The sequence below is a fragment of the Herbiconiux flava genome (assembly GCF_013409865.1).
Taxonomy (GTDB): domain Bacteria; phylum Actinomycetota; class Actinomycetes; order Actinomycetales; family Microbacteriaceae; genus Herbiconiux; species Herbiconiux flava.
On record NZ_JACCBM010000001.1, the window covers coordinates 1,004,156 to 1,025,710 of the forward strand.

Annotated in this window: 13 protein-coding genes; 3 read left to right on the forward strand and 10 right to left on the reverse strand. The window is 73.1% G+C overall.

Annotated features, from left to right (window positions below; translation table 11 throughout):
* Window positions 1–5: 5 nt before the first annotated feature.
* The 9 genes from BJ984_RS04700 to BJ984_RS04740 are packed head-to-tail and all read right to left on the reverse strand — an operon-like array spanning window position 6 to window position 16,918.
* Window positions 6–764: an FHA domain-containing protein gene (locus BJ984_RS04700; protein WP_179547040.1), complete on the reverse strand. Its 759-nt coding sequence runs from the start codon at window positions 762–764 to the stop codon at window positions 6–8.
* Window positions 761–2,371: a serine/threonine-protein kinase gene (locus BJ984_RS04705; protein WP_179547041.1), complete on the reverse strand. Its 1,611-nt coding sequence runs from the start codon at window positions 2,369–2,371 to the stop codon at window positions 761–763. The genes BJ984_RS04700 and BJ984_RS04705 overlap by 4 nt, the downstream gene beginning before the upstream one ends.
* Window positions 2,368–3,864, reverse strand: coding sequence for an FHA domain-containing protein (locus tag BJ984_RS04710; protein WP_179547042.1), 1,497 nt, complete (start codon window positions 3,862–3,864; stop codon window positions 2,368–2,370). The genes BJ984_RS04705 and BJ984_RS04710 overlap by 4 nt, the downstream gene beginning before the upstream one ends.
* Before the next feature lies 1 nt (window position 3,865).
* Window positions 3,866–4,738, reverse strand: a complete 873-nt coding sequence (locus tag BJ984_RS04715) for a PP2C family protein-serine/threonine phosphatase (protein WP_179547043.1) — start codon at window positions 4,736–4,738, stop codon at window positions 3,866–3,868.
* Complete coding sequence (locus tag BJ984_RS04720) at window positions 4,735–6,033, reverse strand: RDD family protein (protein WP_179547044.1); 1,299 nt, start codon at window positions 6,031–6,033, stop codon at window positions 4,735–4,737. Before BJ984_RS04720 ends, BJ984_RS04715 begins: the two co-directional genes overlap by 4 nt.
* Window positions 6,030–8,549: a transglutaminase-like domain-containing protein gene (locus BJ984_RS04725; protein WP_179547045.1), complete on the reverse strand. Its 2,520-nt coding sequence runs from the start codon at window positions 8,547–8,549 to the stop codon at window positions 6,030–6,032. The genes BJ984_RS04720 and BJ984_RS04725 overlap by 4 nt, the downstream gene beginning before the upstream one ends.
* Window positions 8,549–9,847 (reverse strand): DUF58 domain-containing protein, encoded by a 1,299-nt coding sequence (locus BJ984_RS04730; RefSeq protein ID WP_179547046.1) that lies wholly within the window; start codon window positions 9,845–9,847, stop codon window positions 8,549–8,551. Before BJ984_RS04730 ends, BJ984_RS04725 begins: the two co-directional genes overlap by 1 nt.
* Window positions 9,844–10,818 carry an AAA family ATPase gene (locus BJ984_RS04735; protein ID WP_179547047.1) on the reverse strand — a complete coding sequence of 325 codons (975 nt, stop codon included), beginning with the start codon at window positions 10,816–10,818 and terminating at the stop codon, window positions 9,844–9,846. The genes BJ984_RS04730 and BJ984_RS04735 overlap by 4 nt, the downstream gene beginning before the upstream one ends.
* A 22-nt stretch (window positions 10,819–10,840) precedes the next feature.
* Window positions 10,841–16,918, reverse strand: coding sequence for an Ig-like domain-containing protein (locus BJ984_RS04740; RefSeq protein WP_179547048.1), 6,078 nt, complete (start codon window positions 16,916–16,918; stop codon window positions 10,841–10,843).
* 228 nt (window positions 16,919–17,146) lie between these two features.
* On the opposite strand from BJ984_RS04740, the gene BJ984_RS04745 reads away from it, so the two are divergent.
* The 3 genes from BJ984_RS04745 (at window position 17,147) to BJ984_RS04755 (ending at window position 20,038) form a co-directional block, all read left to right on the forward strand.
* A complete protein-coding gene (locus BJ984_RS04745; RefSeq protein WP_179547049.1) occupies window positions 17,147–18,073 on the forward strand; it encodes a M15 family metallopeptidase in 927 nt (308 codons plus the stop codon).
* Window positions 18,074–18,143: 70 nt separating this feature from the next.
* Entirely contained in the window at window positions 18,144–18,671 is a 528-nt protein-coding gene (locus tag BJ984_RS04750; RefSeq protein WP_179547050.1) for an ArsR/SmtB family transcription factor, read from the forward strand.
* A 53-nt stretch (window positions 18,672–18,724) separates the two neighbouring features.
* Entirely contained in the window at window positions 18,725–20,038 is a 1,314-nt protein-coding gene (locus BJ984_RS04755; protein ID WP_271206401.1) for an MFS transporter, read from the forward strand.
* Window positions 20,039–20,067: 29 nt separating this feature from the next.
* Here BJ984_RS04755 and BJ984_RS04760 read toward each other — a convergent pair whose 3' ends face one another.
* Window positions 20,068–21,546, reverse strand: a complete 1,479-nt coding sequence (locus tag BJ984_RS04760) for an MFS transporter (protein ID WP_179547051.1) — start codon at window positions 21,544–21,546, stop codon at window positions 20,068–20,070.
* Window positions 21,547–21,555: the final 9 nt, after the last annotated feature.

Sequence of the window (21,555 nt, forward strand, 5' to 3'; positions counted from 1 at the left end):
CGGTGCTACCTGTCGTCGGTGTCGTCGTGGGGCTGGTCGAGCAGCGGGAGGTCGTTCTTGGTGACGAGGCGCGAGAGCACCGCGTACTCCACGAGCCGCGCCCGGCGATTGGTGGCGAGAGCGCCGACGCCGCCGCGCAGGCCCTCGACGCCGGTGCGGCTGAGCTTGTCGCAGACGTTGTCGAGCTTGCGGTTGAAGCGGCTGAGCGCCCAACCGAGCCGTTCGGCCGCAAGCTGGCTCGAGGGGATCTCGCTCGTGCCGGTGCCGTCGCGCTTCAGCATCGGCTCGGCCAGGGCCAGGATGAGCAGCTTCTGCGAGGCGGTGAAGGTGACGGCGCCGACGGTGGTCGCCCCGCTGCCGTCGGGTACCGGGGTGGAGTCGAAGAAGGTCGGAGTGCTCGTGTGCACGGTGAACTCGTAGCTCGTGGGGCCCGCGGTGAAGACCACGGTGGTGAGACCGAAGACGATGGGCATGCGGGCGCCCGGGGCGAGCCAGGCCTGCATGGTGCGGCTGGCGTCGGAGACGGTGGCGCTCAGCCGGGAGCCGACGTTCGAGAGCCACCACATGCCGTCGACGTTCGCGATCTGCAGGAAGCGGCGGTGCAGGTACTGGTTGTCGTCGATGTCGAGATCGGCGTCGCGGCCGATCTCGAACGGCTTCGCCGGGTCGAGGGCGAACCACTCGCCGCAGAACTCGACGTTCGCGTCGGAGCGCGTCGCCGGAGCGGTGGGCGGGGGAGCGGTGGTCTCGTCGGGGGTGCTCATTCCGCGCATCCCGCCGCCGCGTCGGAGCCTCGGCCGTCACTGCGCACCACGCTCACCTCGATGCACACGGCCTGTCCTCCTTCGGGCTCCACCGTGACGGTGGGCTGGTCGATCGTGCGGGCCTGCTGCTCGGTTCCGGGGGTCGTGGGCACCCAGCGGTAGGTGTCGCCGTCCTGGGGGTCGGGGTTGGTCCAGGTGAAGACCACGCCGTCGGGGGTTGTGGTGCCGGTGACGTCGACGGGGGCCTCGATGTCGGCGTCGTCGATCTGAACGGTGTCGACGGGCTCGTCGGTGGCCTCGGCGTTCTGCTCGGCCGGGCTGCCGGCTCCGCCGTTCAGCGCGAACACGAGCACGCCGACGCCGACGAGCAGCACGAGGGCGGCGCTGCCGACGATCCACGGCACGCGGCTGCGGCGCGCGGGCGCGGGCGCGGGCGCGGGCGCGGCGCCGGCGTCGCCCGGGCCGCTGCTCGCTCGGTGGACGGTCTCCTCGAGCTCGTCGTCCGTCTGAACCTGAGCGCGAGGCGTCGAGGGCACGGGGGTTCGGGCGGGAGGCGTCGCGCGGGGGCGGGGAGCGGAGGCGGGCGCGGGCGGCGGGGTCGCGCGGCGGCTGCGGGCCGGGGCCGGGGCGGTGGGGTCGATCGTGACGATGCCGCGGATGCGCGTGTTGCCGTCGTCCTCCTCCTCGAAGTCGTCGGAGGGCAGGGCGTCGTCGAGCACGTCGGCCGGGGTGACCGACATGGCCAGCTCGAGCTGGATCTTCTGCAGCGCCCGGGCGAACTCGAGCGCGGAGGAATAGCGGGCATCCGCTCTCTTGGCCATCGCCGTGGCGAGCACCTGCTCGAGCGAGGCGGGCACGTCGGGCCGCCCCGTCGGGGCGAGCGGGGCCGACTGGATGCGCGCGATCAGGTCGAGGCCCGAGTTCGAGCCGCCCGGCACCTCGAAGGGCGAGCGCCCGGCGAGGATCGTGTAGACCGTGGCCCCGAGCGCGTAGATGTCGGCGGCCGCCCCGCTCTGCGGGACCGCGCCGAACACCTCGGGTGGCGACCACGGGATGGACATGCCGACCGATTCCTGCTCGGCCCCCGACTCGCCCGCCGAGCCGGCGCCGCCGACGAGCGCCACCGAGATGCCGAAGTCGGTCAGTGCCGGACGGTTGTATTCCGTCACGAGAATATTGGCCGGCTTGATGTCGCGGTGCAGGATGCCCGCGCGGTGCGAGGTCTCCACCGCACCCGCGACCTGCACCCCGATGCGGAGCGCCTCGGCCACGCTGATCTTCTCGCGCCGGTACCGGGCGCCGAGGTTCGGCTTGGGGCAGTACTCCATGGCGAGGTAGGGGCGGCCGTCGCCCGCGATGTCCGCCTGGTAGATCGTGACGATCGAGGGATGCGTCGAGAGCTGCGCCATCAGGTTCGCCTCGGCGTCGAAGCTCTCGCGGGCACCCTCGGTGAGGGCCTCGGCGAGCAGCACCTTGATTGCGACGCGGCGGCGGGGCATCCGCTGCTCGTAGAGGAAGACGTCGGCGAAGCCGCCCGAGCCGAGCAGCTCGACGAACGAGAAGCCGGGGATCTCGGGCGGGGCCGAGGGGGGCCTGCGGGCGCTCACGGGATCTCCTCGAACGCCACGGTCACGCCGTCGCCGAGGTCGATCACGTCGCCGCTCAGCACCAGCTCGGGCTCGTTCGGGCCGAGGCGCTTGGGCGGGGTGCCCTCGCGGTGCAGCACGCTGCCGTTCGTGGTGGCGAGGTCGACGGCGAGCACGTGCCGGCCCTCGAGGCGGATCTCGAGGTGGTTGCGCGAGATGTCCTGCTCGGGGCTCGCGACCGTGACGAGCACGGGCACCGCGTCGGCCTGCACGCGGTTGGCGCGGGGCCGGCGGCCGATGATGACGGGGCGGTCGAGGTCGTAGCTCTCGCCGGTCGACAGCACGATGCGGCCGAGTGCGTCGGCGGGCAGGCCTGCTGCGGCGGGCGCGGCGTCGGCATCGGCGAGGCGGCGCATGGCCTCGAGTTCGGAGACCGTGACGGTGAGGCCGTCGTGGTCGTCGTCGGCGGGGCCGGCCGCGGGGGCTGCAGGGGCTGCAGAGGCCACGGTGCTATGCGGCGGCTTGGGCGCGGCGGGCGGCACGGTGGTGCCGAGCAGGGCGGGGCTTCCGGATGCTGCGCCGACGCTCCCGAAGCCGGGAACGCTGTCGATCAGCCCGGTGCCCTGCACCGCGGGCGCCGGAGTGGAGGCGGGCGGCGTCTGCGGCGCAGGTTCCGGGGCCGGCGTCGGAGGCGTCGGGGCCGCGACCGGTACCGCCGCGCTCTCGGCCTCCGCCTCCTCGTCGTCGAGCTCGCGCACGGCGGCGTCCTCGACGGACTTCACGACGGTCGCGCCCCACAGGTGGTCGTACGCGTCGTCGGGCAGCTCGGCCTGGGTGCTCTCGAGCTCCTCGGCCTGGGAGTTCTCGAGCTCGCTTGCGACATCCTGGGTCAGCTCGACGTCGGGGGCGGGCTCGGGGACGGGATCCGGCTCGGGTTCGGATACCGCCTCAGGGGCAGCAGCCGGTTCCGGTGTCACCGCGGGTGCGGGCGCGGGCGACGGTGCGGGCGCCGCTTCGGGCTCGGGCGCGGCGACAGCGGTGGGCGCAGCCGCCGGCGGCGAGGCGATCGCCGCCCCCGAAGCCACCTCCACCTCGCTCACCAGCACGACCCCCGACACGATGGCGAAGCGCTCGCCACCGGCCGAGGTCTCGGGCGTGCTCACCACGAACCCGGCCGCCGAAGCCACCGCCCGCTCGCTCCACGTGCTCACGCCGGCCCCCGACACCACGACCGGCCCGGCGTCCTCGGAGATCGACACCGAGACCTCGCCGCGCACCGCGAGCCGGGACTCCCCGTCGCCGAACGCCACCACGGCGAACGGCGGCAGGGCGCTGAACCCTCCGCCGACCGCCTCGGCGAGCGACGAGAGCACCGCACCGAGGCCGGCACCCGAGTCGAGCACCGCCCGGATGCGCCCGAGGAGCTCCGCGTCGACGGTCGGCGGCAGCACCGCGACCCCACCGGCCGCGACCACCGCGCGCCAGGCTCCGGGGCTGTACAGGATCTCGCTCATGTCAGTTCCTTCCGCCCACGTCGACCGGAGGCCGGGGGATGGTGTCCTCACCGTGCGGGTCGCGCCGGCGGCCGCCGGGCCCCTCGGCCGAACCGGCGGCATGCGCCTCGGCGCCGGCGCGGTCGTACGCGTCGACCACCACGGCGGTGAGGTTGTCGCGCCCGCCGTGCAGCAGCCCTTCGTGCACCAGGCGGCTCGCGGCCTCCTGGCTCTCGTGCTCCTCGAGCAGGATGCGCTCGATCAGCTCGTCGTCGAGCTCGCCCGAAACGCCGTCCGAGCAGATCAGGATGCGGTCCCCCGACTCCACCGGAACCAGCCAGTAGTCCGCCTGGTACGGTCCGCCCGCCCCGAGCGCGCGGGTGATGACGTTCCGCTCGGGATGCGTCGCGGCCGCCGCCCGGGAGAGCGTGCCGCCGTCGAGCATCTCCTGCACGACGGAGTGGTCGACGCTGATCTGCTCCAGCTCGCCGTCGGCCAGCCGGTAGGTGCGCGAGTCGCCGAGGTTGAACACGAGCCAGTGCGCCCGCCCGTCGCTCTCGGCGATGGCGACGCCCGAGACGGTGGTGCCGGCCCGCCGGAGCCCGGTCGAGACGATCGCCGCGATCGACTCGTGCGCGCGTCCGAAGGCGTCGCGGAGGTCGGCGGCGGCGACGCTCGCCGTGCCGGTCAGCGTGGCGAAGGCATCGACGGCCAGGGCGCTGGCGACCTCGCCGGCCTCGTGCCCGCCCATCCCGTCGGCGACGAGGAAGAGCGGCTCGGCGGCCAGGAACGCGTCCTCGTTCGCCCGCCGGCGCAGCCCGGTGTGCGTCGCGGTGCCGACCTGCAGCCGCAGCTCCGCGAGGGTGACGCCGGGCGCCGCGGTGTCGTCGCTCATGCCGAGCCCTCCACCTGCAGCACGCGCGTGCCGACGCGGATTCGGTCACCCGACTCCACCCGCACGCGCTCGCCCGCGTCGAGCTCCAACTCCACGCCGTCGCCGCGCACGAGCGCCGTGCCGTTGGTCGAGCCGCGGTCGCTCACCCAGACCCGGCCGTCCTCCAGCCCGAACTCCAGATGCGTCTTCGAGACCGAGAGGGTGTCGCCCTGCAGCGCGATCAGCAGGTCCGACGCGTCGCCGCCCGGAGCCACCGGGTCGCGCCCGAGCACACCGTGCCGCGTGATCGGCACGACCTCGCCCGTGTCGAGCCGGAACACGATCACGCCCGCCGGCACCGAGACCGGCCCCGAGCCCGACAGTCGCGTGCTCTCGAAGTCGTCGGCGGGCGGGGCGGATGCGCGTGCGCCCCCCGCACCCTCCGGCGCGAACCCGGGCACGCGGTCGATGGGCGCGAACGACTCGGTCGCGGGCGGCACGGCGGACGGTGCCACAGGCGCGGGCGCGGTGGCCGGAGCCACGGGAGCGGCGTTCCGCGGCCCGCTCGCGCGAGCATCCGGAACCGGAGCCGGCTCGGACTCCTCGAGCACCAGCTGCCCCGGCCGCGCCTTGAGCGGGTTCGGCCCCGCCTTGACGTCGATGACCCAGGTGCCCGCGAGCTTGTCGTGCCAGCCGCGGCTCATCTTGGAGGCATCCCAGAGCGGGGACAGCCAGACGACGTACTGGCCGATCAGGAAGACGAGCGAGGCGGCCGCGACCACGAGCCAGCGCAGCAGCATGTGCAGGATGCCGACCCGGCCGAGCGTGTCGAGCCGCACGATGCGGAGACCCATCAGCGCCTTGCCGGGCGAGAAGCCGGGCAGGGCCTGCATCAGCAGCGAGACGATCGGGTAGAGCACGGAGGCGACGAGCAGCAGCACAGCGCTCGGGCCGGTGAACGCGATGGCGGTCTCCTCGACCTGAAACGCGATCACGCCGAGCGCCATCAGGGGCAGCACGATGACGAGCCAGAGCACGGTGCCGAAGACGCCGTCGAGCAGGAACGCGAGCACGCGACGGCCGTAGCCCGCGGGGAGCAGGTCGCCCTCGCGGATCGGCTCGACCGCCGGGTCGGGCCGCCAGCCGTCGATCGGGGCCGAACCCGGGCCGGCGGCGGGCGCCTGGCCCGCGACGGAGCCGAGGGCCGCCGACTGGCTGCGTGCCGCGGAGGCGGGGGTGCCGCAGACGAGGCAGAACTGCGCGTTGCGCGGCACGGGGGAGCCGCACTGCACGCAGGGATGGCCGGCATCGGTCATGGGGTGTCTCCTCCAGGCGTCGTCGCTCGGTCTGCGGGGCCAGTGTCCACCGTACGGCCTCGTCCGGCCGCAGGCGTGACGTCCGGCTCGGCGGCGGCCGCCCGGCCCGGCCCGGAGGCGGCGTCGCCCGCTCGCGCGGTGCCGGGTGCCTTGCGCCCGCGCAGCAGCGACCGCACCGACCAGCGCGCCTTGAACCGCGTCCACCACGACACCGACGCGGCCATCGTGCTGACCACGGCGTCGACCTCAGTCCAGTACCGCTCCACCTCGTCGTCGGCGGGCTCGCCCGGGCCGAACACGCTCGAGTCGGCCTTCGTGGCCACGTCGAGAACGGGGGCGGACGGATACGCGGTCGCGAGCACCCGGGCGCCGTCCCGGCGGGTCACGCCCGCGGGCACCGGGGTGCCGAGGTCGCCGGCGCGGTCGACGATCTCGTCCCACCCGCCGCTCACGCGGTCGGCCGGGCGCGGGGCCAGGCGCCGGCGCTTCCGCCGCCGCAGCTTCAGGAGGGCGATCGCGAGCAGCGGGCCCAGGATCAGGATCAGCAGCAGCAGTCCGCCGCCCACCGCGAGGGCCACGGGGAGGAAGTCGAAGCCGTCCTTCTCCGCGTCCTCCTGCTCGGTGTCCTCGGTGCGGATGTCCGGCGGCAGCTCCGCGGGAGCCTGCGGCGGGGGTGGCGGCTGCAGCACCTGCGCCTTCGGATCCGACTTCGGCTTCGGGGCCTCCTCGAGCGGAACCTGGTCCTCGGGCGGCGTCGGGTCGAACGCGACCCAGCCGGCCCCCTCGAACGGCACCTCGACCCACGCGTGCAGGTCGTCTCCGGTGATCTCCTGGGTCGCATCCGGCCCCGCGTACTCGTCGGGGTGGAAGCCCATCACGACCCGGGCGGGCATGCCGAGCGAGCGCACCATGAGCGCCATGGCGACCGAGTACTGCTCGTCGTCGCCCACCATCTGCTCGGCCGCGAGCATGCTCGCGATGCGCTCGGCGCCGTGTCCGGCCCGCGAGACGGCCTCGCCCTCGAGGCCGTGGCTGAAGAAGCCGTTCTGGCTGAGGTTCGCCGCAAGGTTGCGCACCTCCTCGATGGGGGTGTCGGCGTCGCCCACGTACTCCGAGGCCAGCGAGCTCACGACGTCGGGGACGCCGGACGCCCGAGGCAGCGCGACCGAGTCGATCGAGCGACTGGCGAGCTGCTCGTCCGTGAAGGTCGGGGGCAGCACCGCGTCGACGGTGTAGCTGTCGCCGTCCCGCACGCCGAGGGTGTCGAGCGCCACGCCGGTGGCCGCGTTGTAGTGCAGCGCGCCTTCGAGCGAGTCGGCGCGGTCACCCGTGAAGCGCAGGCCGTCGAGGTAGCCGAGGTCGGGCATCCAGACCCCGGTCAGGCCCGTGACGCCGATGTCGACGCTCACCGGTTCGCCGGCGACGTCGTTGGCGATCTCGCTCGAGACGCGGGTGAAGGTGCCCGAGCCCTCGGTGCCGTCGCCGGCCACGTCGTAGACGATGCCGTCGTAGCTGTCGAGCGTGGCGAGGCGGATGCGCGCATCCGTCGGAAGGCCCTTCACGGTGAAGAGCGACTCGTCCTTGAAGTCGCGCACGTAGCTGCGGAAGCCCACCAAAGGGCTCGCGTAGTCGTGCAGGTCGAGTGGCGGCACGACGTTGTCGCGCAGCACTTCCCGGGCCGACGCGGGCACGAGCAGGCCGCCGGTGACGGCGCCCACGACGAGCGCGCCGACCACGAGACCGGCGCCCGCGGCGAGCCGGGTCGTGCGCAGGGCCTTGGCGGTCGCGGGGTCGAGCGAGCTGCCGCCCCCGAGGTCGGTGCCGCGGGAGGCGCGGGCGCGCGACTCCTGTCGGCGCCAAGCCGTCCAGACCAGGGCGATGCCGGCGAAGGCGAGCCCCAGCACGACGGGGAACGCGGCCTCGCGGGTGCCGAAGGCAATACCCAGCACGAACAGCAGAGTCAGCGGCAGCAGGGCCCAGCCGGCGTGCTTGAGGCGCAGCGCGAAACTCGTCGCCAGCACGGTCGCGACCAGTGCCGAGAGGAAGGGCACCACGAGTGTGCCGTCGAACTGGCCGACGGGCACCACGAGGGTGAGTGCGTCCTTCCACGAGAACACGATGCCGAGCACGAGGGTGCGCAGGGTGTCGAGCGTCGGGACGACGCCGAGGATCGTGGTGCCGGGCGCCGCGAGCGGGCCGCCGAACAGCAGGTAGACGACGACGGTGGCCGCCGCGACGATCAGCAGGTTCCACGACAGGCGCCAGCCGGCCGCGCCGATCAGGATGCCGAGCACGGCGCCTCCGATGCCGGCGACGAGGTAGCCGACGCCGCCGAACGCGGGGCCGAGCGTCAGCACCGAGACGATCGCGAGCAGCAGCACGACGCCGGCGTCGGTCGCGATCGACCAGGCCGGGCGGGCGGCCGCGGGAAGCGGCGGGAGCAGCGGGGTGGAGGCGCGGGCGGCCCGGCGCGGACTCGCCGCGCTGGCCCGCCGGGGGCTGGAGGCCGTGGTCATCAGCTGTTTGCCCTCCGGAGTGCGCGCGGCAGGTCGGTCAGATCGCCGACGGTCAGCAGGGTGATGTCCCCGAGCGTGCGCAGCGACATCCGCTCGCCTGGCCGCGAAGCGATCGCGATCACGCGCACCCCGAGCGGGATGTGCATCGACGACGCCTGGATCTGGGTGGGAGTCACGCCGCTGCCGAACAGCAGGAACGCCACCGACGCCTGCGGCACCGCGGTGCCGGTGGTCTTGGCGAGCTGCACGACGGTCTCGCGGCTGGTCTCGTTCTGCTCGACGGCCGAGAGCTCGTCGAGCAGGCGCCGGCCGGTCTCGGCATGCAGGGTGCTCCCGGGGGTGAGCACGGTGATCTCCCGCTCCTCCATCAGCGCCTGCACGGCGAGCGAGCCGCAGACCGAGACCGCGAGCTCGAACTCCTCGTCGCCTCGCTCGCCGTCGGCGTAGTCGGCGCGGTTCGTCGAGAGCGCGATGGCGAGGTGCGAGCGTCGGGTCTCCTCGAACTGGCGCACCATCAGCTTGCCCGTGCGGGCGGAGGTCTTCCAGTGGATGTACCGCCGGTCATCCCCCGGCACGTACTCGCGCAGCGCGTGGAACGAGACGTCGTTGTCCGACAGCACCCGGCTCTCGACGCCCTCGAGGTCGCGCAGGAATCCCGACGACGAGCCGCCGAGCGAGACGGTCCTCGGATGCACGAACAGGTCGACCGGGTCGGTCCACCGCAGCTCCCGCCGCAGCAGGCCCAGCGGATCGCCGCGAACCGATCGCACGGGCCCGACCACGATCACGGCACGACGGCCGGTCGGGATGCCGAACAGCTCGTCGTGCTCGGCCTCCGGAGCGAGGCGCGGCAGCTGGAAGGATGCGAAGGCCGAGCCGACGGGCAGCTCGATGCGGGCGGGCAGGAGGGTGCGGGCCGAGGTGTTCGAGACGGCGAGCCGGCCGACGGCCCGCTCACCCACCACCACGCGGGTGAGGGCGAGGTCGAGCCGCACCGCGTAGGCCGAGCGCCCCACGGCGAAGCCGATCGCGATCAGCAGCGCGGCGAGCAGCACGAAGCCGATCACCAGCAGCTCCCGCCAGCCCAGCGCCAGGCCGGCGACGATCGCGACGACCGTCACGCCGAGCACGGCCCAGCCGAACCCCGACACGGTGCCGAGCACCGGGCCGACGGCGGGCGCGACGGCGGACCCGGCGCGCCGTGCCGTCGTCGACACCGCGGGCCAGCCCGTCTCCGTCACCCAGCGCGCGGGCGCCGATCCGCGGATCGCGCGCGCGCCCTCCCCCGCCCGGCTCATGCAGCGGGTTGCCTCGACTGCGGTGCGGCGACGTCGGCCAGCACGCGGGCGAGCACGCCCTCGGCCGTCGCCCCCGAGAACTCGGCTTCGGCGTCGAGCACGAAGCGGTGGGTCCAGACGGGCCCGGCGAGCTCCTTGATGTCGTCGGGCAGCACGAAGTGCCGGCCCTGCGAGGCCGCCCAGACCTTGGCGGCGCGGATCAGCGCCATCGCGCCGCGCACCGAGACGCCGAGGCGCGACTCGGGGGCGCTGCGGGTCTCCTCGGCGAGCTGCGCGGTGTAGCGCAGGATGGCCGGGTCGACGTGCACGGTCGCCGCGAGGTCGGCCATGTCGGCGACCGCGGAGGTGGTGATCACGGGCGAGAGGCCCGAGGAGGGGTTGCGGTTGGCGGAACCGGCGAGGATCTGCTCGGCCGACGCGAGGTCGGGGTAGCCGATCGACGTCTTGATCAGGAAGCGGTCGAGCTGCGCCTCGGGCAGCCGGTAGGTGCCCGCCTGCTCGATCGGGTTCTGGGTCGCGATCACGAGGAAGGGGCGGCCGACCTCGTGGGCGACGCCGTCGACCGACACGCGGGACTCCTCCATCACCTCGAGCAGCGCCGACTGGGTCTTCGGGCTGGCACGGTTGATCTCGTCGGCGAGCACGATCGAGGCGAAGATCGGGCCCTTGTGGAAGTCGAACGTGCGGGTGTCCTGGTCGTAGATCGTCACGCCGGTGACGTCGGAGGGCAGCAGGTCGGGCGTGAACTGGATGCGCTGGCTGGTGCCCTGCACGGTCGCCGCGATCGCCTTCGCGAGGCTCGTCTTGCCGGTGCCCGGGGCGTCCTCGAGCAGCACGTGGCCCTCGGCGATCATCGCCATCAGGGCCAGGCGCACCACGTGGTCCTTGCCCAGCACGGCCAGGCCGACGTTCTGGGTCAGCCGGTCGAAGGTGCCGGCGAACCAGGTCGCCTGCTCGGGGGTCATCGTCATCGTTCCTCTTTCATCACACGTGTCATCGTCTGACCTTCATCGGCGTGCCCTCGCAGTTCATGCGGGAGGCCTGGTTCTCGAGCGAGTAGGCGCCTGTGTCCTGCGTGTACCAGTTGAGCTGCTTCGAGCCGTTGCCGTTGCCGTCGACCGGGATGGTGGTGCTGAGGTACTCGCCCCCGGTCCACTCGCAGAACACGCTGCTCTGGCCGAGGAAGTTCTCGACCGTGATCTTCATGCGCACACAGGGCGGCCCGTTGACCAGGCCCTCGCCGTCGCAGCTCTTCCACGACGACAGGAAGGCGCCCTTGGGGGGAGCCGAGCCGCTCGACGCGCTCGTCGAGTTCTCGGAGCTCTGCCCGGCCGAGTCCTTCACCACGACGCGGATGGAGTGCTTCTCGCTGTAGGCGTCTCCGACGGTCACCGTGCCGTTGCCGGCGTTCGAGTTGAGGTTCCCGTCGACGTAGACCTCCACCGATGTGATGGGGCGTCCGTTGCCGGCCGGAGCGTTCCAGGACAGCGTCACCGACTTCGCGTTGCCGTTCGCCGACACCGAGGGCTGCGCGAGCGGGCCGAACGGCACTCCGGCGTTCGATTCGCCGCTCGCCGGGCCCTCGTAGTTCGTCCCGTCGAGCGGGGTCGTCGCCCGCACCCGCACCGTGTAGCTCGTGCCGTTCTGCAGTCCGGTGACCTGGTAGGCCTGGGCGTTCCCGGGGATCGGGGTCCAGCCGCCGCCGTTGACGCTGTACTGGTAGATCAGCTCGCCCTGGGAGGCGCCGTTGCCCGAGGCGCTGGCGCCGCGGTCGAAGGTGACGCTGCCGTCGCCCTCCGAGGTGATCGTCGCAGGACCGGCTGCTCCCGGCGGAGTGAAGCTCCGGCGGGGGGCCGAGGCCGCCGAGGGAGCGCCCTCGCCCGCCTTGTTGGTCGCGGTCACCGAGAAGGTGTAGTCGCTCTCCGAGGTGTCGAGCCGCACGGTCTGCTCGGTGGCGGTGAGCCCGGGCAGGCTGTCGACCGGGCTGCCGCCGCGGAGGATGGTCAGCGTGTACTTGAGGTTGTCGTCGCCGTTGCCCGAGGGCTTGCTCCAAGCAACCCGCATCTGCGACTGCCCGCCGACGGGGTCGAGCCGGGTCGTGCTCGGCTGACCCGGGGCCTCCGGCTTTCCGGCCGGGATCTCGGTCGCCGAGAAGGCGCTGAAGTCGGAGGGCTCGGGGGCCTTGTTCACGGCCTGCACCCGCACCTGGTAGGCGGTGCCGTTCTCGAGGCCCTCCCAGACGATCGAGTTGCCCGTCACGCCGTAGCGCGAGGGGGCTCCGCGCGCCGGGGCGGGGGAGATCTCGAGGTTGAACGACTGCACCGCCGAGCCGGGGGTCGGGGGCGTCACCCAGCTCACCTCGAGGCTCTTGTCGCCGAACTTCAGGGTCGGCGGCTGGGGCTGATCGGGACGCGCGTCCGGTCGGGCCACGGCCGAGGAGGGCGACGGGTCTGAGGTGCCCACCGAGTTCGTCGCCGTGACGGTGAAGGTGTACTCGACGTCGTTGGTGAGACCGTCGAGCGTGCACGTCGTCGACGCGCAGGTCTTCGTGTAGCCCTGGGGGCTCGTCACGGTGTAGCTCGTGATCTCGGCGCCGTTGTTCACCGGGGACGCCCAGTTCAGCACGACCGTGCGGTCCTGGATGCTCGTGACCGTCGGCGTCGCGGGGGCGTCGGGGCGGCCCTGTACGGTGAGCTGGATGCGCCCGTCTGCTTGGCGTGACGGGTCGCCCGTGGCGTCGATGATGCCGTAGCGCACGACCATGGTGCCCACGAAGTCGGCCGCCGGGGTCACGGAGACGTCCGAGCCCGAGAAGTCGGCGTTGCCGGTGCCCGTCTCGATGGCGACCTCGGTGATCCTCAGGGGGGTGTCGGGGAACGGATTGAAGTCGTTCGCCAGTACCGGCACCGAGACCGTCTGGCCCTGGTTGGCCTGCGGCACGATGTCGTCCGTGGCCGACGGGGGCGTGCGGGTGGTTGCGAGCACCGAGATCTGCACGGCCCCGCGCACCGGCGTGTTGACGCCGTCGGAGACCTCGATGTCGAGGGTGGAGGGGTTCAGCGGGGCATCGGCATCCGCCCGGGCCACGAGCGTCGAGCCGTCGAGGCGCACCGAGACGCCGGCCGGAGCGTCGCCGACGATCGCGAAGGTCAGGGCCTCGAGCTCGCCCTCGTCGGGGTCCTCCGCGGCGCCGCGCAGGTCGATCGACTGCTCGTCCTCGCCCGCCGCGACGGTGAGCTCGGCGCCCTTGAAGGTGGGCGGGGTGTTGTAGTCCGAGACGACGGTGATGGGGATGACGAGGGTCGCCGTGCGGCCGTCCGGGTCGTCGGGGCCCGTGCCGTCGGTGACCTCGAAGCTCAGGGCGTCGGGGCCGTCGTAGCGCGGCTTCGGCGTGTAGCGGAGGGTGTCGGCATCGGCGAGGAGGTCGTCGCCGTTCGAGTTCGCGGCCCTCACGGTGTCGGCCTCGGTGATGCGCACCGACTTGCCCTCGCCGACCAGCACGTAGTCCGAGAGCTCGACGTCGACCGTTTGGCCGTCGTTCACCACGAGCGGCTCGATGCCCGGCCGCAGCACGGGCGGCAGCGTGTCGCTGCCCGGCACGTTCACGAAGGCCGAGGCGGTCAGGCCGTCCTGGTCGGTGACGGTGTAGGTGATGATCTGCGAGGTCGGCAGCAGGGTGATCTGCAGGTTGCCGCTCGCGAGCGGGGTGGCGGCGGGGTCGGAGCTCGTGACCGTGAGGCCCTCGATCGTGCCGTCGGGGTCGTCGTCGTTCTCGCGCACGTTCACGTCGACGGTCTCGCGGTCGAGCATGTCGGCGACGGGCACCTGGTCGTCACGGGCGATGGGCGAGGCGAGCGGAGCATCCGGACTCACCTGCACCAGCAGCGTGCCGGCCGCCGCCGCACCCCAGCGGTCGACGATCGTGTACTGCAGCGTGTAGTCGCCGGCCTCACCCGGGGCGGTGACGAGCACGCGGCCGCCCTCGACCGAGGCGGTCACGCCGTCGGGCACGGTCAGGCCCTCGGAGCGGATGGCGATGGGGTCGCCGTCGGGGTCGTTGTCGTTCTCCATCACGTCGACCGCGACCGTGCGGCCGGGGCGGGCCGAGATGGCGTCCTTCACCGCGTACGGCGGCTGGTTCGACTCGCTCGCGGGGATGATGCCGACGAGCACGGAGGCCGTGGCCGAGGCGCCGAGCCGGTCGCGCACGGTGTATGTGAACGTGTCGGTCCCGGATGCGTCGGGGTACGCCTCGTAGACGAGCCACGCCTCCCCGACCTCGGTGATGCGCCCCTTGCCCGGCGCCGAGCTCTGGCCCACGAGCTCGACCGAGTCGCCGTCGGGGTCGATGCCGTCGAGCGGGATCGGGATGCGCACGGTCGTGCCCTGCAGCGCCCGGATCGTGACGTCCTGCGGTCGCGGCGGCGCGTTGGTGCCGTCGTCGGGGCCGACGATGCGGATGGTGATGTAGCCGGCGTCCTTCTGGCCCTGCGAGTCGACGGCCTCGTAGGTGGCGTAGACGGTCTTGGGCTCGGGCCCGGCGTTGAAGCGCACGGTGTCGCCGGCCACGAAGATGCTGCCGTCGGCCGGGTCGACCACGGGGTCGATCAGCGTGGGCGAGAGCGAGAGCGTGTCGCCGTTCGGATGGGTGTCGTTCGCGAGCACCGGGATCGTCACGATGTCGCCGACCCGCACCGTGACGTCGTCGTCCTCCGCGTTCGGCGGGAGCAGCCGGTCGGGGGCGGGGATCGGCGTGACGAACACCTCGCCGCGTGAGGAGGCCGCCCCGTTCGACACCGTGTAGGTGATGGTGATCGGGTCGGTGAGCCCGCGGTCGGTGATGCGCAGGATCTCGTGCTCGAGCACCTCGACGCTCACGCCCGCCTCGGCCGGCACCTGCACCGACTGCACGGCGAGGATGCCGCCGTTCGGGTCGGTGTCGTTCGACAGCACGTTGACGAGCGTGGTGCCGCCGTTCGGCAGCTGGGCCGTGTCGCGCACGGCGATCGGCGGGTCGGTGCTGTCGGTGACGGGCAGCACGGTGACGCGCACGAGGCCCTCGGCGGTCTTCGGGCCGTCGGAGACCAGGTACTGCACGTAGTAGTCACCCGGGGTGCTGCTGGTGAAGTCGAAGGTGCCGGTGGTGTAGTCGGGCTGCAGCGCGGCGCCGGGGGTCTCGTTCACCTTCGCCAGGCGGAGCGGTGCTCCCGACGGGCTGAGGTCGTTGTCCATGGGCGCCACGGTCACGCGCTCGTCGACGGTCGTGACGACCGTGTCGCCGTTGGTCACCGGCGCGAGGCTGCCGGGGTCGCGCACCTGGAAGCGCACGGTGCCCTCGGTCTCGGTGCGGCCGTCGGAGACGACGACCGTCACCTCCTTCGGGCCGGTGTCCTGGTCGATGCTGGTGAAGCTGATCTGGCCGTCGGGTCGGTACTGCACCTGGTCGTCGGTGCCGGTCGAGGCGCCGACGACGTAGAGGTCGTCGCCGTCGGGGTCGATGAAGTCGGGCAGCACGTTGTGGTTGACGCTCGCCCCGAGCTCGACCAGCACGTCGGTGACGCGCTTCTGCTTCGGCGGGGCGTTCTCCTCGTCGCCGCGCACGCTGAGCGAGACGGTGGCGGTGTCGCTGCCGCCGCGGCCGTCGTCGACGGTGTACCCGAAGCTCGCGCTGCCCGAGGCGTCGGGCGAGACGACGATCTGCAGGGCCGCTCCGTTCAGGATGCGCTGCACCTCGCCGATCCCGGGCTGGGAGCCCTCGATCTTCGCGGTGAGCATGTCGCCGTCGGGGTCGAGGTCGTTGTCGAGCACGGGCAGCACCACGGTGCGGCCGGGCCGCACGCCGAAGGCGTCGTCCTCGGCCGTCGGAGGAGTGTTCTCCTCGGAGCGGTCGGGCAGCAGCACCTGGAGTTCGTCCTCGGTGCTGTCCTCCTCCTCGTCGGAGTCGCTCTGCTCGGGCGGCGGGGCGATGTCGTCCCAGTTGTCGACCTTCTTCATGTCCTGGTTCACCAGGAACACGACGCCGGTCGACACGTCGTTCAGCACCACGACGTCGCGGTTCACCCGGAAGCGGAGGTCGGCGTTCGCCGCCAGGCCGTCGATCTGATCCTCGACGTCGTTCGCGTCGCCCGAGCAGTCGCGGAGGAAGGCCCCCGATCCGGACCAGGCGGCGTACGCGCATCCGTTCAGGAAGACCGGCGCGGCCGGTGTGCCGGGTTCGCCCCCGGCGGGGATCACGGTGGCCTCGCCGCCGTCGAGGGGCTGCCGGATGAGCGAGGTCTTCGTCGCGACCAGCACGTCGGAGGAGGCCGGCCCGGTGGGCTGCACGACACCGCCCTCGGCGTCGGGCAGCTCGACCACGGAGCCGCCGGGCAGGTGCAGGCTTCCGGAGGAGGCGTCGAAGACGACGGCCTGGTCGCCGACGGTGGTCAGGGTGAGGCGCGCGCCCTCCTCGACCTCGGGGAAGTCGGTGCTGGCCGGCTCGACGGGGAGGCCGCCGTTCTCGTCGCGGTCGTACTCGAGCAGCTTGCCGGCGGAGGTCGACAGCGCGTGCACGTTGCCCGCGGCGTCGGCCACGGCTGCGCCGGCGCCGCCGAGCTCGCCGAGCGGCTCGTCGGGGTCGAGCTGCAGGCCCGCGGCGTTCGACGAGGGGCCGGCCCAGAGCTCTCCGGTCTCGCGGTCGAGCACCGTGAGCGTCGGGCCTCCGAGTGACACCGATGACTCGGGAGGGAGGATGAGGGGCGCCTCGAGCGCCATGGTGACCGGGTTGACCGGGGTGAGGGAGGAGCCCGTGGTGTCGAGCATCAGCACCGTCTCGTCGCGCTGCAGCACGTCGAACTCGGTGGAGGAGGTGCGGAGGCCCCCGTCGATCACCTGCGCGGGGTGGTTGAGGTGCCCGAGCAGCAGCCCGGAGGGCTTCGTCACCCAGACACCGCCGTCGTTGAGGTCGACGTCGGCCGTCTCGATGCCCTCGTAGAGGAACGCCATCGTGGTCACGCCGATCGCCAGAGCGGCGATGGTGGCCACCGATGCCGTCGTCGCCTTGCGACGGCGGATCGCCTCGAACAGCCTCACACGGGTCTCCACATCGTCAACGGTGTCCAGCGGTGTGGGTAAGACGGCGGGTCAGGACACATGGGTGAGCGATTCCTGCGGCTCCCGACTTCGGGTGGGGGGAGCCCCGCACATCGGCAATTCAAGCACGGTTCCGAATTGCCGCCCAAATCGGGTGCCACCTTTTAAGGGGGGAGAACTCCCCATTGCGTCACGGGGTTCCGATGCACCGGGCGTTATGCTCGTCGGGTGTCGAGGTTGATGGACCGCCGGCAGCGGCGCTCGCGGCGTCGCGTGCGCGGAGTGCTGATCGGCGCCGCCTCCCTCGTGGTCGTGGCGCTCCTCGTGGGCGGTGCGCTCGTGGTGACCGGGGTGCTGCATCCCGCCGGTGGAGTGCTGGCGGCTCCGACGGCACTGCCGGCCCCGTCGTTCACGGCGGCACCCTCGTCGTCCCCTGCTCCGACGCAGCCACCCGTGGCCTCGGCCACCGTCTCACCGGCTCCTTCTCCCTCCGCTTCGCCCGAGCCGGCCGCCCCGCCGGCGCCTCCCGCCTTCGACCGATCGGCGAACTCCGTGGACGATCCGCTCAGCCCCTGGGTCGTGGTGAACAAGCTCCGCCCCATCCAGGACGGCGCCGACTACGGCCCGCCCGACCTCGTCGACCTGCCGGGCGACATCCCGAACCCGAACGGCTACCAGCTCCGCGCCGACGCGGCGTCGGCCCTGGTCGACATGTTCCATGCGGCGGCGGGCGAGGCGGGCATCCAGCTGGTCGCGCAGAGCGGCTACCGCTCGTACAGCGTGCAGGTGCGCGCCTACGACTACTACGTGAACTCGCTCGGTGTCGAGGGGGCCGACCTCACCAGCGCCCGCCCCGGCTTCAGTGAGCACCAGACCGGCATGGCGATGGACATCCTCGACACGGTCTCCGGATGCTCGACCGACGGTCGCTGCTTCGCGAACACCCCCGCCTACACCTGGCTGCAGCAGAACGCCCACCGCTTCGGCTACGTGCTGCGCTACCCCGACGGCGGCACCCCCGTGACCGGTTACGAGTTCGAGCCGTGGCACTGGCGCTGGGTCGGGGTGCCGCTCGCGACGGAGCTGCACACGACGGGCATCCCGACCCTCGAGGAGTACTTCGGGCTGCCCGCGGCCCCCGGCTACGCGGGCTGAGGCCCTTCTTCGCAGCCCAACCCCCAAAGAGCTATTTGACGGTCGGATGCGCGGCCCGCACGATGGCTCCATGTCCTCCCTCGACGTCCTCCGCGCCACCGCCCACCCCGTGCGCCTCCGGCTGCTGTCGCTGCTGACGGCCACCGCGATGAGCGCGGCCGAGGCCGGACGCGAGCTGCGGGTCTCCCAGGCCGCCGCCAGCTACCACCTGCGGGTGCTGGAGCGGGCCGGGCTCATCCGCGTCGTCGAGGTGGTGCGGGTGCGGGGCGGTGACGCGAAGCGCTACCGGCACGAGTCGTCGGCCGAGCCGTTCCGGTTGGACGAGGGGGTGGTGGCCGGCGGCGCGGCGTCGGAGGAGCGCGCCGAGTACGTGGAAGCGGTGATCGACGAGCTGCGCCGGCGCTCGGCACTGCGGGTCGCAGGGCCGCACCTGACGACCGACGCCGAGCTGTGGGTCGACCCGGTGACGTGGCGGCGCGTCGTCGGAGCCGTGGGCGCCGCCTCGGCGCTGCTGCACGAGGCCGCGCGTCCGGCGCGCACACCGGGCACGGTGCCCGTGTCGATGACGGCGGAGCTGTTCCCGCTGCGGCGACCGTGAGCGGCGCGCCGCCGCCTGCCTCGGGGTCGCCCGCCGTGCCATCGCCGGCTCCCGTGCCTTCACCGGCTCCACCGTCGCCTGCCGGCACGTCGCTCGTCGGGCGCCCGCGGCTGCCGGGGCCGCTTCGGCGCCGCGCGTACCGGTGGCTGCTCGCGGCCCGCACGACGAGCATCCTGGGCAACGCCGTCGCGCCGATCGCCCTGGCCTTCGCGGTGCTCGACCTCACGGGCTCGGTGGTCGACCTCGGTCTCGTCGTCGCCGCGCGCTCGATCACGAACGTCGCCGTGCTGCTCGCCGGCGGGGTGCTCGCCGACCGGCTGCCGCGCGACCTGCTGCTCGTCGGTGCCTCGCTCGCCGCGGCGCTGACGCAGGGCGTGGTCGCCGCCCTGGTGCTCACGGGCACGGCGTCGATCCCGTCACTGGTGCTGCTCGGCGCGCTGAACGGGGCGGTCGCAGCGGTGAGCCTCCCCGCCGCGGCGGCGCTCGTGCCCGAGACCGTTCCGTTCGCCGAGCTGCGCTCCGCGAACGCCCTGCTCCGGCTGGGGCTCAACGGCTCGAGCATCGTGGGCGCCGCGGCGGGCGCGGGTCTCGTGGCCGCGGTCGGGCCGGGCTGGGGGCTCGCCATCGACGCGGCCGGGTTCGCTCTGGCGGGGCTGCTCTTCTCGCGGATGCGGCTGCTCCGCGCATCCGTCACCCCGCCGCCGCCGGGTCGGCCCGGCCTGCTGACCGGCCTGCGAGCGGCGATCGGCGAGCTGCGCGAGGGCTGGCGGGAGTTCACCCGCCGCCGCTGGGTGTGGGTGGTCGTGGCGCAGTTCGGCGTGCTCAACGCCGCGTTCGTCGGCGCGACGACGGTGCTCGGGCCTCTCGTGGCCGACCAGACGTTCGGCCGGGCCGGGTGGGGCTTCGTGGTGGCGGCGCAGGCCGGTGGTCTCGCGCTCGGGGCGGTGCTGGCGCTGCGCTGGCGTCCGCGCCGGGCGCTCGCGGTCGGGGTCGGCGGGATGGCGCTGACGGCACTGCCCGTCGTGGCGCTCGCAATCGTCGCCGGCGGTCTCGGGCCTTCCGCCGCCGGGGCTGCGGCGGTGCCCGTGCTGATCGTCGCCTTCGCGCTCGGCGGGGTCGCCCTCGAGGTCTTCGCCATCGCCTGGGACCAGTCGCTTCAGACCCACGTGCCCCGCGGGGCGCTGTCGCGCGTCTACTCGTTCGACATGGTGGGCTCGTTCCTCGCGATCCCGCTGGGCGAGGTGCTCGTGGGCCCGCTCGCGCACAGTTTCGGCACCGCGCCGACGCTGCTCGGCTGCGCCGCGCTGGTCGTGGCGGCGACCGCGGCGGCCCTCACGGTGCCGGCGGTTCGGCGCTTGCGCGCATGACGTCGCGGGGGTCTGGGCCCCCGCGGCGGCTAGTGCCCCTCGAGCTCGGGGGCGTCGGTGACGCCCGCGGCGGCCGCCTCGCGACGGCGCGCCCGCAGCGACGGCGCCACGAGCGCCGCGAGGATCGCCAGCACGCCGACCCCCGCCGACGCCCAGAAGCCCACGGTGAACGCGTCGTCGAGCGGAGCCCCCTGCGGGGACACGTTCGACGAGATCAGCGCCGCGATCACCGCGGTGCCCACGCTGCTGCCGACCGTGCGGATGACCGTGTTCGCACTGATCGCCTCGCTGGTCTGCGCGGCCGGCACGCTCTCCACGATCGCGTTGGAGGTCGCGGCGAGGGCCATGCCGATGCCGATACCGGTCAGGATGCCCGACAGCAGGATCTGCCAGGTCTCCCCGTGCCCGAACGCCGGGATCAGGAACGCGACGGTCACCGACACCCCGCCGAGCACCATCGGGATCTTCGGTCCGACCCGCCTGATCAGGATGCCCGCGAGCACGCCCGAGATGACCATCGCCACGACCGTGGGCAGCAGGTAGAGCCCAGCCTCCGTCACCGACAGCCCGAACCCGTAGCCGAGCGCCGAGGGCAGCTGCAGCAGGGTGGGCACCAGGATGAACGTGCCGAACATCGCGAAGCCGAACGCCAGGGCGACGACGTGAGCGGTCCAGACGCCGCGGTGCGTGAACAGCCGCACGTCGATCAGGGGCTCCTTCACCCGCAGCTCCACGAGCACGAACGCCACCAGCGCCACGGCGCCGAGCGCGAGCAGGCCGATCGTCTTGCCGTCGCCCCAGCCCCACTTCTCGCCCTCGCTGATCGCGAGCAGCAGGCCGACGAGGCCGACGGTCAGGATGGCGGTGCCGACGAGGTCGAGCCGGCCGGGCGTCCGCACCGGCGACTCCGGGATGCCGAAGATCGCACCCAGCAGGGCGATGGCCACGAGCACGGCGGGCAGCCAGAACAGCCAGTGCCACGACAGGGCCTCGACGATCGGCCCGGCGGCCACGATGCCGACACCGGCGCCGATCCCGAAGATCGCCGAGAGCAGGCCGATGGTCACACTGACCCGCTCCTTCGGCAGCTCGTCGCGCACGATGCCGATCGACAGCGGCATCACCGCGCCGGCGGCACCCTGCAGGATGCGGGCGACGATCAGCACGCCGAGGTTCGGGGCGAGGGCGGCGAGCACCGTTCCGACGAGGAGCAGCGCGAGAACGACGATGATCACGCGGCGCTTGCCGACCATGTCGCCAAGGCGTCCGAGGATCGGCGTGAGCACCGACGCCGAGAGCAGGTAGGCGGTCAGCACCCAGCTCGCGTCGGTCGTCGCGACGCCCAGGTCGCTGCCGATGGTGCCGAGCGCGGGCGCGACCAGCGACTGCAGCACGGCGAAGGAGAGCCCGCCGAGCGAGAGGAACAGGATGATCGCCGTGCCCCGTCCGCGGGCGGCCGCGGTGGTGGGCACCGAACCTGTGTTCGGGCTCCGGGTGGTGGTGGTCATGACGCTCCT

Coding starts and splice junctions, on each gene's coding strand:
- BJ984_RS04700 (WP_179547040.1), bottom strand. CDS start 764: ATGAGCACCCCCGACGAGACCACCGCTCCCCCGCCCACCGCTCCGGCG.
- BJ984_RS04710 (WP_179547042.1), bottom strand. CDS start 3,864: ATGAGCGAGATCCTGTACAGCCCCGGAGCCTGGCGCGCGGTGGTCGCG.
- BJ984_RS04715 (WP_179547043.1), bottom strand. CDS start 4,738: ATGAGCGACGACACCGCGGCGCCCGGCGTCACCCTCGCGGAGCTGCGG.
- BJ984_RS04720 (WP_179547044.1), bottom strand. CDS start 6,033: ATGACCGATGCCGGCCATCCCTGCGTGCAGTGCGGCTCCCCCGTGCCG.
- BJ984_RS04725 (WP_179547045.1), bottom strand. CDS start 8,549: ATGACCACGGCCTCCAGCCCCCGGCGGGCCAGCGCGGCGAGTCCGCGC.
- BJ984_RS04730 (WP_179547046.1), bottom strand. CDS start 9,847: ATGAGCCGGGCGGGGGAGGGCGCGCGCGCGATCCGCGGATCGGCGCCC.
- BJ984_RS04735 (WP_179547047.1), bottom strand. CDS start 10,818: ATGACGATGACCCCCGAGCAGGCGACCTGGTTCGCCGGCACCTTCGAC.
- BJ984_RS04750 (WP_179547050.1), top strand. CDS start 18,144: ATGTCCTCCCTCGACGTCCTCCGCGCCACCGCCCACCCCGTGCGCCTC.
- BJ984_RS04760 (WP_179547051.1), bottom strand. CDS start 21,546: ATGACCACCACCACCCGGAGCCCGAACACAGGTTCGGTGCCCACCACC.